Origin of the sequence: Paraburkholderia edwinii (genome assembly GCF_019428685.1) — a bacterium.
GTDB lineage: Bacteria > Pseudomonadota > Gammaproteobacteria > Burkholderiales > Burkholderiaceae > Paraburkholderia > Paraburkholderia edwinii.
On the sequence record NZ_CP080095.1, the window covers coordinates 2,224,156 to 2,237,628 of the forward strand.

Genomic DNA, 13,473 nt, shown 5'->3' on the forward strand with positions numbered 1-13,473 from the left:
ATGCAGATCATTCTTCTCGAGAAAGTCGTCAACCTGGGCAACCTCGGCGATATCGTCAAGGTTAAGGACGGCTACGCACGTAACTTCCTGATCCCGAACAAGCAGGCACGCCGCGCAACGAAAGACGCGATCGCCGAATTCGAAGTCCGCCGTGCGGAACTCGAAAAGGTCGCGGCTGAAAAGCTGGCCGCCGCTCAGGCACAAGGCGAAAAGCTGAACGGCCTGACGGTTCAGATCGGCCAGAAGGCTGGCGTCGACGGCCGCCTGTTCGGTTCGGTGACGAACGCGGACATCGCCGCAGCGCTGTCGAAGCAAGGCTTCGCAGTCGAAAAGGCGCAAGTGCGCATGCCGGAAGGCCCGCTGAAGATGGTCGGCGATCATCCGGTGCAGGTTTCGCTGCATACCGACGTGCTCGTCGACGTGACGGTGTCGGTGCTGGGCGAGCACGTTTAAGCGTGCATCAGGCGCACAGCCAGCTGTAGGAAACAGTCGCCGGGCATCAGCAAGGCGCGAGGGCAGGGGCCGGGAAACCGGCCCCTGCTTTTTTTATCGCCGCGTCGCGCGTTGTCGTCTTTGCTGCCGGGGCTAATTGCCCGATAATCCCACCCCATGAACGCACCGCCGAAAGACCCCCAACTCGAGTCGCTGAAAGTCCCGCCGCATTCGATCGAGGCCGAGCAATCGGTGCTCGGCGGTCTGCTGCTCGACAATGCCGCATGGGACCGCATCGCGGACTTTCTGTCGCAAGGCGACTTCTACCGGTACGACCACCGGATCATCTACGAACACATCGGCAGGCTGATCGCGGCGACGCGGCCGGCCGACGTCGTGACGGTGTTCGAGGCGTTGACCACGTCAGGCAAGGCGGAAGACGTCGGCGGCCTCGCGTATCTGAACGCGCTGGCGCAGAACACGCCGAGCGCGGCGAATATCCGCCGCTATGCGGAAATCGTGCGCGACCGCGCGGTGCTGCGCCGGCTCGTGTCGGTGGCGGACGAGATTTCGGCGGACGCCTTCAATCCGCAGGGCAAAGAGGTGCGCCAACTGCTCGACGAAGCGGAATCGAAGGTGTTTTCGATTGCCGAAGACGGCGCGCGCGGCACACAGGGCTTCCTCGAGATCGGTCCGCTGCTTACGCAAGTGGTCGAGCGTATCGACACGCTTTATCACACGGCAAACCCGAGCGATGTGACGGGCACGCCGACGGGTTTCGTCGATCTTGATCGCATGACGTCGGGGATGCATGGCGGGGAATTGATCATCGTGGCGGGACGACCGTCGATGGGCAAGACCGCGCTGTCGATGAACATCGGCGAGTACGTCGCAGTCGAGTACGGGCTGCCGGTCGCCGTGTTCTCGATGGAAATGCCGGGCACGCAACTGACGATGCGTATGCTCGGCTCGGTAGGCCGCCTCGATCAGCACCGGATGCGCACGGGGCGTCTCACCGACGAAGACTGGCCGAAGCTCACGCACGCCGTGCAGAAAATGAGCGAAGCGCAGGTCTTTATCGACGAAACCGGCGGCCTGAACCCGATGGAATTGCGCTCGCGCGCGCGGCGACTGGCGCGGCAATGCGGCAAGCTCGGCCTTATCATCGTCGACTATTTGCAGCTGATGAGCGGGTCGTCGGCGGGTGAAAACCGCGCGACGGAAATTTCCGAGATCTCGCGGTCGCTGAAGAGCCTTGCCAAAGAGCTCGACGTACCGGTGATCGCGCTGTCGCAGCTCAATCGCGGCCTCGAGCAGCGTCCGAACAAGCGGCCGGTGATGTCGGATCTGCGCGAATCGGGCGCTATCGAGCAGGACGCCGACGTGATCCTGTTTATTTATCGCGACGAGGTTTATAACCCGGACAGCCCGGACAAGGGTACTGCCGAGGTCATTATTGGCAAGCAACGTAATGGGCCGATCGGCTCTGTTCGGCTCACGTTCCTTGGTCAATACACGAAGTTCGATAATTTCGCGGGCGCGCAGAATTTCTACGGCAGCGAGTAGGGCGACGGCGAAGGAAGGGCTAGGGCGTCTATCCATAAATTGCGAATCAGTCGCGCCGACGCCACGGAGGGCGATCCAAAGTCAGTGTCTCGATGTGCGACGAACGGTACAATATGTCGGATTTATGACAGACGTGCCGTCGTCGTTTCTACATCGACGGTCTGACAGTTCTCCTCCAGGAACCCAATGTTCGGTCGTTTCATGCCCACCGAGGGCAAATTCTTCGAAATCTTCAACGCGCATGCGAAGCACATCGTTTCAGCGAGCCACGAGCTCGAGCTGCTGATCGACAACCTCGCCGACGCGGAAATCCATAAGCAGAACGTCCAATCCGCTGAGAAAGCCGCCGACAAGCTCACGCACGAAACGATCGACCTGCTGCACAAAACCTTCATCACGCCGCTCGACCGCGACGAAATCCACAAACTGATCAGCACGATGGACGACATCCTCGATTTGATGGAGGACGTCGCTACCGCCATTTCGTTGTACGACGTACGGGCTGTTACGTCCGAGGCAAGCCAGCTCGCGCATATCTGCACGTCGACGTGCGAGCGCGTGCAGACGGCGGTCGGCATGCTGTCCGATATGAAACAGGCGCGCGCGATTCTGAAGGCCTGCGAAGATATCGATCGCCTCGAGTCTGAAGCCGACCGCGTGCTGCGTTCGGCGATGTCGAAACTTTTCCGCGAAGAAGACGACGTCAAAACGCTCATCAAGCTGAAGGCAATCTACGAGTTGCTCGAGGCCGTCACCGACAAATGCGAGGATGTCGCGAACATCATCGAAGGCATCGTGCTGGAAAACGCCTGATGCATTCGATACAACTCGCCATCTGGGGCGTCGCGACGCTCGTTGCGGTCGCGCTCGTGTTCGACTTCATGAACGGCTTCCACGATGCGGCGAACTCGATCGCCACGGTCGTCTCGACCGGCGTGCTGAAGCCGCAACAAGCCGTCGCGTTCGCGGCGCTGTTCAACGTCATCGCGTATTTCATCTTTCACCTGAAGGTCGCGCAGACGGTCGGCAGAGGTACGATCGACCCGGGCATCGTCGATCACTACGTCGTGTTCGGCGCGCTGGTCGGTGCGATCGGCTGGAATATCGTGACGTGGTACTACGGCATTCCGTCGAGCTCATCGCATGCGCTGATCGGCGGGCTGGTCGGCGCCGCGCTGGCGAAGTCGGGGTGGGGCGCGCTGAACGTCGACGGTCTGCTCAAAACCATCGCGTTTATTTTTATCTCGCCGCTGCTCGGCTTCGTGCTCGGCTCGTTTTTCATGCTGAGCGTGTCGTGGCTGTATTTCCGCACGCCGCCGAGCAAGGTCGACCGGCGCTTCCGGCGGCTGCAGCTGGTGTCGGCGGGTCTGTATAGCCTCGGCCACGGCGGCAACGACGCGCAGAAGACCATCGGCATTATCTGGATGCTGCTGATCGCAACCGGTTATGCGTCGGCGAGCGCCGATGCGCCGCCGCTCTGGGTGATCGGCGGCTGCTATCTGTCGATGGGGCTCGGCACGCTGTTCGGCGGCTGGCGCATCGTGCGCACGATGGGGCAGAAGATCACGAAGCTGAAGCCGGTCGGCGGTTTTTGCGCAGAAACTGGCGGCGCGCTGACGCTATTTCTTGCGTCGTGGCTCGGCATTCCGGTGTCGACCACCCACACGATTACCGGCGCGATCGTCGGCGTCGGCGCGACACAGAAGCTGTCAGCCGTGCGCTGGGGCGTGGCGGGCAATATCGTCTGGGCGTGGATTCTGACGATCCCGGCGTCCGCGATACTCGCAGGCGCCGGGTGGTGGTTCGGGCATCGGTTTCTGTAACGTTCAGCCCGGCATCGCCGTCGTCATGTCGCGCGCTCAGATCAGCGGCGAGCTCACGCCGTCCATCGGGATAATCGCGCCGGACACGTAACTCGCGCGGCGGCTTGCCAGAAACAGCGCGACATCGGCGATCTCCTCAGGCTTCGCAAAGCGTCCGAGCGGCACCTTCGCTTCGCTGCGCGCGCGGGCTTCGGCGACGTCGGTACCTTGCTGCTGCGCCTCGAGTGCGAGGGCTTCCTCGACGCGCTCGGTCAGCGTCGCGCCCGGATTGATCGCGTTGATCCGGATGCCGTAGCGCGCATGGTAGTGCGCGAGGCCGACGGTCGCGAGCATCAGCGCGGCGTTGGCCGCGCCGCCTGCGATGTGAATATCGGTTGCGTATTTGCCGCCCATCCCGATGACGTTGACGATCGTGCCCGGCTCGGCCGCAGTGCCCGCCTTCACGCGTGCGACCATGCGGCGCAGCACTTCCTGCTGCGGGTAAATGTACGGGAAGTATTTCGCTTCCATCGTGGCCCTGAACGCGTCGGCGTCGAGCATTTCCGGGTCGTAGCGGCGCGCGGCGCCCGCGCTGTTGACCAGAATGTCGATCTCGCCGAGCGCCTGCGTCGCTTCTTCGACGACATCGGCTGCGCTGTGCGGATTGTGCAGATCCGCGCGCGCGAGGTGAACCTGTAAGCCTTCGCTTTTCAGCTGCTCGCGAGCGCGCGCGAGATTGGCCGGATCGCGCGATACGATCGCGACTTTTGCGCCTTCGACCGCAAATGCGCGCGCGCACGCGAGGCCGATGCCCTTGCTGCCGCCCGTAATCAGGACGACTTTTCCTTTGAGTCCGAGATCCATTGTGGTCACCCGCTTTCTTGAAAAATATCGGACACGATAGCAGACGCGATTGCGGTGTGCCTGGACGCGAGCCAGTATCGGATGCGCGGTCAGCCGCTGTTAACCATTGTTAGCCGTTGTTAGCCGCGGTCAGTAGCTGCCGTTTGCGAAACCGGCGATCGGATCGTCGTTGGTTTGCGTCGGCGCGGGCACGCCGCGCGAGCCGGTCGAGGCGCGCATGATCTGCACGCCGCCGCCCGCCGCCGGGCGTTGCCATCCGGATGCTTGCGGTGCCTGCTGGGCGGCTTGTGCCTGGCGTGCCGCGGTGACAGCGGACGAGGGCGGCGGCTCGTAGGCATCGGCGGCGGCATCGATCGGGTCGGGCGCTTGCGCGACAGGAGCCACCGACTGCGGCGACGCGCCTCGCGCTTGCCACGTCTGCGACGCTGGTGCATTCGCATAGGCCGAGGAAGGCTGAGTGAGCGGTGCTTGCGCCGACATGCCATTGCCCTGCGTGGGCTCGGGTGCTGCCACAACCGCCGGCGTTGCCGCGCCCGCCGCGCGCGCCTGCGATTGCGCCGCGCTCATCGCGGAGGGCGGCGGTTCGAACGCGTCGGCCGACGCGGCAGAGGAGGCGCCGGCACCGTTACCGGCAACGGCCGCTGCCGGCGCGCGCGCCGCCGCGGCGCGGCTGTCGCGTTGCGCGGTTAGCGGCGTCTGGTCGTTCGCCGCCGCGCGCGCGGCAAGCGGCGACGCCGTGGCCGGCGCAGCAACGGCCGTGACCGCGGCGCCCGCGACTTCGCCGGTATTCCCACCCGCCTTCGGCGCCGCCGCTTCATAAGTCGGCTCGTCGAACGGCGTCGGCTTCGACGGCGCGAGCGGCGGCGCCACGCGCCGGATGCCGTCGAAGCGTTTGGCCCAATACGGATTGGTCAGGTAATCGAGCCGCACGGTACCGCCCGTCGACGGCGCGTTGACGAAGCGCAGCTTGCCGACATAGATGCCGACGTGCGAATGCGGCCGTCCGGTCGTGTTGAAAAACACGAGGTCGCCGGCGGCGATTTCGTCGGGATCGATCGAGGCGCCGCGCGAACTCATGTCGGCGGTCGTGCGCGGCAGATTCACGGAGGCCGCGCGCTGAACAACGTAGTGGACGAGCCCGCTGCAATCAAAGCCGGCAGTGGGCGTATTGCCGCCCCAGCGGTAGGGCACGCCGACGAGGCTCATCGCCTGGATCGAGATTTCCTCGCGTCCGATGCTGTGATCGACGAAATTGGGGAAGCCGGGCGGCGTGCGGTAGGCACCGGCCGTCGATGAAGCGCCGTTGGAGCCGCTGCGCACGGTCCGCTGTGGCGCGCTGGAGCAGGCCGCGAGCAAGGCGACGAGCAGCAACGTCAGCAGCTTCAAAAGGGGAACCAGGCGGGCGGACGACGCAAACCAGAAGCCTGCTGACGCGGAACTCGCGGGCAGAGCGCCGAGCGGGCCTGCGAACCCGAAAGGTGTACAGCCGAATGGCGGAAGACCGGCACGACGCATGAAAGGCGAGGCGAGCGCCAAGCTCGCCCTGAAGCGGACGATGCCCGATAGTAGCCCGCCCAGCTTGGCTTGAGCAAGAAAACCTGATGAATTACTTGAAGTTTACGCGCTAACTGTTGCTTTTGAGCTTTGCTGAGTCGGGCGATGCAAGGTGCGCCCACGCCTGAATAAAGGTCAAAAAATGCAAGCAACCGGCCATGAAAAAGCCGCTTCCGGCCTGACCGGAAGCGGCTCTTGATATGCCTCGATAAACCGATGAAACCGATAAACCGGCCGGCGGCCTACAGAATCTCCGACGCGTAATCGGCCAGCCTCGAGCGCTCGCCGCGCGCCAGCGTCACATGCCCACTATGCGCCCAACCCTTGAAGCGGTCGACGACATAGGTCAGCCCCGAACTGCCTTCGGTCAGGTACGGCGTATCGATCTGCGCGATATTCCCGAGGCAGATGATCTTCGTACCCGGACCCGCACGCGTGACGAGCGTCTTCATCTGCTTTGGCGTCAGGTTCTGCGCCTCGTCGATAATCAGATACTTGTCGACGAAAGTCCGGCCGCGCATAAAGTTCATGCTCTTGATCTTCAGGCGCGAGCGGATCAGTTCCTGCGTCGCCGCGCGACCCCATTCGCCGGCCGCGTCGTCGGTTTTCTGCAGCACCTCGAGGTTGTCGTCGAAGGCGCCCATCCACGGCTGCATCTTTTCCTCTTCGGTGCCCGGCAGAAAGCCGATGTCCTCGCCGACGGGCACCGTCGCGCGCGTCACGATGATTTCGTTGTAGCGCTTGTCGTCGAGCACCTGCGCGAGGCCTGCCGCCAGCGCGACGAGCGTCTTGCCGGTGCCGGCCTGGCCGAGCAGCGTGACGAAGTCGATTTCCGGATTCATCAGCAGATTGAGCGCGAAGTTCTGCTCGCGGTTACGCGCCGTGATGCCCCACACGTTGTTCTTGTGGTGGCCGTAATCGCGCAGCGTCTGCAGCAGCGCCGTCTTGCCGTTGAGCTCGCGCACGATCGCATGGAACGCCGGCTCGCCGTTCTGCGGCTCGAGGTAGACGAACTCGTTGACGAGCATCGACGCGCACAGCGGACCGGTCACGCGGTAGTACGTGGTGCCCGTCTTCGTGTCCTGCCAGCTTTCCATGCCCTTCGCGTGGCGGGTCCAGAAGTCCTGCGGCAGTGCGCGAATCCCGCTGTAGAGCAGGTCCTTGTCTTCGAGAACCTGGTCGTTGAAGTAGTCTTCCGCAGGCAGGCCGAGCGCGTGCGCCTTGATGCGCATGTTGATGTCTTTCGACACCAGCACGACCTGGCGGTCCTCGCGGTCGCGCTGCAGTGCGCGTACGACGCCGAGAATCTGGTTGTCGGCCTTGCCCTGCGGCAGACCTTCAACCGGCTCGATGTCGGTCAGCTTCGTCTGAAAGTACAGATGCCCGAGCGCTTCGCGGCTGCCCAGGCGCGCCAGCGGAATGCCTTCGGTCATCGCACCGGCATTCGCCACGAGCGCGTCGAGCGTGCGGCTCACCTGGCGCGCGTTGCGCGCGACTTCCGACATGCCCTTCTTGTGGTTGTCGAGCTCCTCGAGCGTCATCATCGGCAGATAGACGTCGTGCTCTTCAAAGCGGAAAAGGCTGGTCGGATCGTGCATCAGCACGTTCGTATCGAGCACGAAGAGCTTGCGCACTTCCGCCGTCACGCCCTTGGTGTCGCGCTTCTTCGTGCCGCCGCGCGGTGTGGACGCGCTCGTCGCCACGTCGTTGTCGGCGCCGGCGGGCGCCTTGCCGCGGCGCGCCACCACGGGCGTCGCGAGGTCCGCTTCGTCTTGCGTCAAGGGCGTGGGCGCCACCGGCTGCAGCAGTGCTGCCGTCTGCTTTGTCTTGCGGCTGCGCGCGGTGCTACCGCCGGCCTGCTCAGGCGGCACAGCGGGCGCATCGATGCCGGCCAGCGTTGCGGCGGCAACGGGCACCGGCCGCAGTGTGGTGGCCGCATTCGCCGCGTCCGTCATCGGCACGGCGACATTCGCACGCCCGTATTCGGGCGACTCTGCTTGCTCCCCTTCATGCCCCTGTTTTCGAGCGGGCCGTGCCGGATGGGCTTTGGCCTTGTATTCGTCAGGCGGCAACAGATTACCGAGCTTGCTGGGCGGAGTAGGCAAAGGCATGGTTTTCCTCGAATGAATCGGGGGCATAGACCGGTTGCGTCGGCGGCGACGACCAGCGCAATGATCCGTGCAACATTTCGTGTGCGCCGGCTACCGCATCCTGAACGTGCCAGTGGTGCGCACGCAGTTTGCGCCGGCAGGCGCGCTTCGTTTAGTGATGCCGGTTCCGCGGTTTTTCGATCGGCTCCTTGACGAGGGCGCGCGCTATCGCAGGCAAAGCAGCAGGCAAAGCCGGGACGGCAGCGAAGCCGCGCGCAATTAAAAAAGCCGCCGCCCCGTTGAACGGGGCAAGCGGCTCGACCTGGGTCGTCGCGTTGCGCCTCATAAGCCTTGCGGCTCTCACGTCGCTTCTGCTTGCCTTGTTGTCAAGCGTGTGACGAACGTGATGACGGCGCGCGCAACTGCGAAAAATATGGGGTGGACAGGCAATCATTGCGGCCCAATATAACGCGCCTCACAGCGCTTGTACAGCCTCCAGAATCTCATCGACGTGACCTGGTACTTTCACGCCACGCCACTCGAGACGCAGCACGCCGTCCCCGTCGATGACGAACGTCGAGCGTTCGATCCCACGTACTTCTTTGCCATACATTTTCTTCAGTTTCATGACGCCGAACAGCGTGCATAATGTTTCGTCCGGGTCCGATACCAATGTAAACGGCAGTTCCAGCTTGGACTTGAAGTTGTCGTGCGAACGCACGCTGTCGCGCGAGACGCCGACAATATCGGCACCGGCCTTCTTAAACTTCGGATAGAGGTCGCGGAACTGCAGACCTTCGGTCGTGCAGCCCGGCGTGTTGTCCTTCGGGTAGAAATACAGCACCACCTTCTTGCCCCGAAGCGTGGATAGCGTGAAATCGCCGCCGGTTGCAGCGGCGGTGAAGTCGGGAACGGGCTGGTCGACTGCGATGGGCACGGGTTTCTCCGATTGTTATGGCCGGTGCGGATCATGCCGGTTCTGGCATGCACGCTCGCACCGAGCTCGAGCTTGGCGAGACCGAGGGGCGGGTTGCATCGACAACGCCGGCCATGCGAACCACGGGGAGCTGCGAACGAGTGTTGCGAGCGACCGTGGCAGAGCGTGGCAAATAAGCGTGGCAAAAGCGTCGCAAACGAGCGTAGCAATAAGCGCCGCAAACGAGCGTCGTCGGGTCAGTCGGGCTGGACAATCAGCTCGCCCGAGCGGCCTGGAATTTCGCCCCACGCGACAGGGTACGATGGCAGCGTGTCACGGTCTAGCGCGGCGTGATAATCGCCCATCGTCGCGAAGGTATGGCCTTGTGCGCGCCAGCCCTCGAGCAGTTGTTCGAACACCGGCGCGAGCTTTTGTCCTTCGAGTTCCGCGTGCAGCGTGAAGACCTGGTCGTGCGGATTGCCCGCGGTCAGTTTCAGCATCCATGCGGCGACGTTGCTTTCGTGGATGCCGTCGACGCCGAGCACTTCATCGAGCGTCGGCAGCGTAGTGGGCATCTGCACGTGGGCGAGCGTCTTGCCGCCCACCACCGGAAAGTACGGCGAATGTCCGCGCCCGTCGGACGCGTACCGCATGCCCCACCGGTCGATCTGTTCGAACGCGTGGCCATTCATCTGCCAGCCGGCCGCGCCGTGCGTCGCCGGCGGCATGCCGAAAATCTCAACGAAGCGCGCGTAGCTCTTTTCCATCTGCGCGGCGGTCCAGCCGCGCTCGCGCGTGCGCACGTTGTCCTGCCAGTACACGTGGTCCCACGTATGGATGCCGCATTCGAAGCCGGCCTCGTGAATCGCCCGCATCTCGGCGGCCGCGCGCCGGCCGATGTCGGGCCCCGGCAGCAGCACGCCGTACATCAGCTGACGGATGCCGTAGTGCTCGACCACCGAGGTGCGCGATACCTTCTTCAGGAACCCGGGCCGCAGCACGCGGCGCATCGCCCAGCCCGTGTGGTCGGGACCGAGGCTGAACAGGAAGGTTGCGCGCGCCTTGAAGCGATCGAAAATGCGCGCGAGATTGGGCACGCCTTCGCGCGTGCCGCGCAGCGTATCGACGTCGATCTTGAGAACGATGCGAGCCAAGGAATCAGGCCTTCTGTGACGAACGTGACGAGCGAACGGGCGGGTTCGGCAAAGACGCTTACTCGACGAGCGCGCGCGCGTCGGCAACATGGCCGCGGTACGCTTCGAAGATCTTGCGCAGCGCTTCGTCGAAAGTCGACTTCGGCGCCCAGCTGAGCTCCTGCATCGTGTTGTCGATCTTCGGCACGCGGTTCTGCACGTCCTGGTAGCCGGCGCCGTAGTACGCGTTCGACGAGGTTTCGACGAGTTGCACCTTCTTCGCGTTGTCGGCGTACTCGGGGAATTCGGCCGCGAGCGCCAGCATCTTGTGCGCGAGTTCGCGCACCGAGAAGTTGTTCTTCGGGTTGCCGATGTTGTAGATCTTGCCCGATGCAATGCCGTTTTCGTTTGCGATGATCTTCATCAGCGCGCCGATGCCGTCGTCGATATCGGTGAACGCGCGCTTCTGCGCGCCGCCGTCGACGAGGCTGATATTCTCGCCGCGCACGATATGGCCGAGGAACTGCGTGACCACACGCGAGCTGCCTTCCTTCGGCGTATAGATCGAGTCGAGGCCCGGGCCGATCCAGTTGAACGGACGGAACAGCGTGAAGTTCAGGCCTTCCTGCATGCCATAGCCCCAGATCACGCGGTCCATCAGCTGCTTCGAGCACGCGTAGATCCAGCGCGGCTTGTTGATCGGACCGTAGGTGAGGGCGGACGCGTCCGGATCGAATTCGTCGTCGGCGCACATGCCGTACACCTCGGAAGTCGACGGAAACACGAGGTGCTTGCGGTACTTGACCGCCGAACGCACGATCGGCAGGTTCGCCTCGAAGTCGAGTTCGAACACGCGCAGCGGCTGTTGCACATAGGTGGCGGGCGTCGCGATCGCGACCAGCGGCAGGATCACGTCGCACTTCTTCACGTGATACTCGACCCATTCCTTGTTGATCGTGATGTCGCCTTCGAAGAAGTGCATGCGCTCGTGCTTGACGAGGTCGCCGAGGCGCTCTGTCTGCATGTCCATCCCGAACACTTCCCAGTCGGTCGTTTCGAGAATGCGCTTGGACAGGTGATGGCCGATAAAGCCGTTCACGCCCAGAATCAGGACTTTTTTCATCAGTTGCGGGAAGGTTGGGTGAGCCGGGTGAATTCGGCGGGCGTCACTATCGTGGCGGGGCTGCCGCGGTGCTCGTGCCAAAGTTCGTGGATCGCGATCGCGCGGCCGTCGCCGCATGTCGCAAAAAAGACATTATCGCTTACGTGAATGCCCGGCGGCAAATTTACCGGTCGGCTGCCGGGCGCCATCAGACGCGCGCGCGCAACGATAAAGCGCGCGTCGCCGATGTCGGTGAACGCACCCGGATACGGCGGCGCGACCGCGCGGATCAGGTTGTAGACGCGTTGCGCGGGCTGCGTCCAGTCGATGCGCCCGTCCTCGGGCTTGCGGCCGCCGAAGTAGCTGCCTTGCGTCAGATCGTTCGGCAGATGCGGCGCTTCGCCCGCCAGCAGGGCCGGCAGCACGCGCCACAGCGTTTGTTCGGCGGCAACCGTCACTTTGTCGAACACTTGCGTGGCCGTGTCGTCGGGCAGGATCGGCACCGGCGTCTGCGCCAGGATCGCGCCGGCATCGGGCTTGGCGGCCATTTCATGCAGCGTTGCGCCGGTTTCGGTTTCGCCGTTCAGCACCGCCCAGTTGGTCGGTACGCGGCCGCGGTATTTCGGCAGCAGCGAGCCGTGCACGTTGTACGCGCCGCGCGGGGCGAGCGCGAGCAGATCGACCGGCAGCATGTGCCGGTAGTAAAACGAGAAGATAAAGTCGGGCCGCGCCGCGCTGACGGCCGCGTGCAGTTCCGCGCTTTGCGGGTCCGCAGGCGTGATGAACGCAATGCCGTGCTCGGCCGCGACCTGAGCGACGCTGCCGAACCAGATGTTCTCGTTCGGGTTGTCTTCGTGCGTGACGACGAGCGCGACATCGACACCGCGCGCGAGCAGCACCTGCAGGCAGCGCACCCCGACGTTGTGATATGCGAAGACGACGGCGCGCGGCTTCACGGGTTCGGCCCCTGGTCCATGATCTGCGCGGGCTGCACGGCCTGCACGACCGATTGCCGCGGCGAGCCCGCCACCGCTTCGCCGTTGCGCTGTTCGAGGATGGTCTGCACCAGGTAGCGCGGCCGCGCGCGCACCTGCTGATAGATACGGCCGATATATTCGCCGAGCAACCCGAGCGCGAAGATGATCACGCCGAGCAGGAAGAACGTGATGGCGAACAGCGTGAACACACCTTGCACTTCCGCGCCGATGATAAAGCGGCGAATCAGCAGCAGCACAAAGAGGCCCGCCGAGCCCATCGACAGAATCACGCCGATAAACGACAGCCACTGCAGCGGCACGACCGAGAAGCCCGTGACCAGATCGAAATTGAGGCGAATCAGGCTGTACAGCGAATACTTCGATTCGCCGGCAAAGCGCTCTTCGTGCGCGACTTCGATTTCGACCGGGTTCTGCGAGAACGTGTACGCGAGCGCCGGAATAAACGTGTTGATTTCGCCGCAGCGGTTGATCGTATCGATGATGTGCCGGCTGTACGCGCGCAGCATGCAGCCCTGGTCGGTCATCTTGATGCGCGTGATGCGCTCGCGCAGCCGGTTCATCACCTGCGACGCCTTGCGGCGCCACAGGCTGTCGCGGCGCTGCATGCGGATCGTGCCGACATAGTCGAAGCCCTCGCGCATCTTCGAGACGAGCTTGCCGATTTCCTCGGGCGGGTTCTGCAGGTCCGCGTCGAGCGTGATGACGATATCGCCGCGCGACTGCTCGAAGCCCGCGAGAATCGCCATATGCTGGCCGTAGTTGCCGTTGAGCAGAATCACGCGCGTCGTGTCGGGGCGCGCGCGGAACTGCTCGGCGAGCAGCGCCGCCGATTTGTCGCGGCTGCCGTCGTTGATAAAGATCGCTTCGTAGTCCGTGCCGAGCGCATCGAGCGCCGGATAGAGGCGCGCAAAAAGCGCGTGCAGTCCGGCTTCCTCGTTATAGACCGGGATGATGACCGACACTTCGGGTCGTCCCCGGCGCTGTTCCGTTTGGCTCATGTCCGCTTGTATTCCGCC

At 63.7% G+C, this 13,473-nt stretch carries 12 protein-coding genes; 4 read left to right on the top strand and 8 right to left on the bottom strand.

The features are described 5' to 3' along the window. The 4 genes from rplI (at window position 1) to KZJ38_RS09930 (ending at window position 3,821) form a co-directional block, all read left to right on the top strand. Window positions 1–453 carry a 50S ribosomal protein L9 gene (gene rplI / locus KZJ38_RS09915; protein WP_219799875.1) on the top strand — a complete coding sequence of 151 codons (453 nt, stop codon included), beginning with the start codon at window positions 1–3 and terminating at the stop codon, window positions 451–453. 156 nt (window positions 454–609) lie between these two features. Further along, window positions 610–1,998: a replicative DNA helicase gene (locus KZJ38_RS09920; RefSeq protein WP_219799876.1), complete on the top strand. Its 1,389-nt coding sequence runs from the start codon at window positions 610–612 to the stop codon at window positions 1,996–1,998. Window positions 1,999–2,184: 186 nt separating this feature from the next. Further along, the gene (locus tag KZJ38_RS09925; RefSeq protein ID WP_219799877.1) at window positions 2,185–2,811 is read left to right on the top strand and encodes a DUF47 domain-containing protein; all 627 of its coding nucleotides are present in this window, start codon (window positions 2,185–2,187) and stop codon (window positions 2,809–2,811) included. Then, window positions 2,811–3,821 (top strand): inorganic phosphate transporter, encoded by a 1,011-nt coding sequence (locus tag KZJ38_RS09930; protein ID WP_219799878.1) that lies wholly within the window; start codon window positions 2,811–2,813, stop codon window positions 3,819–3,821. The genes KZJ38_RS09925 and KZJ38_RS09930 overlap by 1 nt, the downstream gene beginning before the upstream one ends. Before the next feature lie 36 nt (window positions 3,822–3,857). Here the strand turns inward: KZJ38_RS09930 and KZJ38_RS09935 are convergent, their stop codons facing one another. The 8 genes from KZJ38_RS09935 to KZJ38_RS09970 form a co-directional block, all read right to left on the bottom strand. Further along, window positions 3,858–4,664: an SDR family NAD(P)-dependent oxidoreductase gene (locus tag KZJ38_RS09935; RefSeq protein ID WP_219799879.1), complete on the bottom strand. Its 807-nt coding sequence runs from the start codon at window positions 4,662–4,664 to the stop codon at window positions 3,858–3,860. Between the two features lie 129 nt (window positions 4,665–4,793). Further along, window positions 4,794–6,050 carry a C40 family peptidase gene (locus tag KZJ38_RS09940; RefSeq protein WP_246641706.1) on the bottom strand — a complete coding sequence of 419 codons (1,257 nt, stop codon included), beginning with the start codon at window positions 6,048–6,050 and terminating at the stop codon, window positions 4,794–4,796. 410 nt (window positions 6,051–6,460) lie between these two features. After that, window positions 6,461–8,329, bottom strand: a complete 1,869-nt coding sequence (locus tag KZJ38_RS09945) for a PhoH family protein (RefSeq protein ID WP_219799881.1) — start codon at window positions 8,327–8,329, stop codon at window positions 6,461–6,463. Between the two features lie 454 nt (window positions 8,330–8,783). Next, window positions 8,784–9,245 carry a peroxiredoxin gene (locus tag KZJ38_RS09950; RefSeq protein ID WP_219799882.1) on the bottom strand — a complete coding sequence of 154 codons (462 nt, stop codon included), beginning with the start codon at window positions 9,243–9,245 and terminating at the stop codon, window positions 8,784–8,786. 236 nt (window positions 9,246–9,481) lie between these two features. Next, entirely contained in the window at window positions 9,482–10,378 is an 897-nt protein-coding gene (locus KZJ38_RS09955) for a polysaccharide deacetylase family protein (protein ID WP_219799883.1), read from the bottom strand. Between the two features lie 58 nt (window positions 10,379–10,436). Then, window positions 10,437–11,480, bottom strand: a complete 1,044-nt coding sequence (locus KZJ38_RS09960) for a bifunctional UDP-4-keto-pentose/UDP-xylose synthase (RefSeq protein WP_219799884.1) — start codon at window positions 11,478–11,480, stop codon at window positions 10,437–10,439. Then, on the bottom strand, window positions 11,480–12,415 hold the full coding sequence (locus KZJ38_RS09965) for a formyltransferase (protein WP_219799885.1): 936 nt from the start codon (window positions 12,413–12,415) through the stop codon (window positions 11,480–11,482). The genes KZJ38_RS09960 and KZJ38_RS09965 overlap by 1 nt, the downstream gene beginning before the upstream one ends. After that, window positions 12,412–13,455, bottom strand: coding sequence for a glycosyltransferase (locus tag KZJ38_RS09970; protein ID WP_219799886.1), 1,044 nt, complete (start codon window positions 13,453–13,455; stop codon window positions 12,412–12,414). Before KZJ38_RS09970 ends, KZJ38_RS09965 begins: the two co-directional genes overlap by 4 nt. Between the last annotated feature and the right edge of the window lie 18 nt (window positions 13,456–13,473).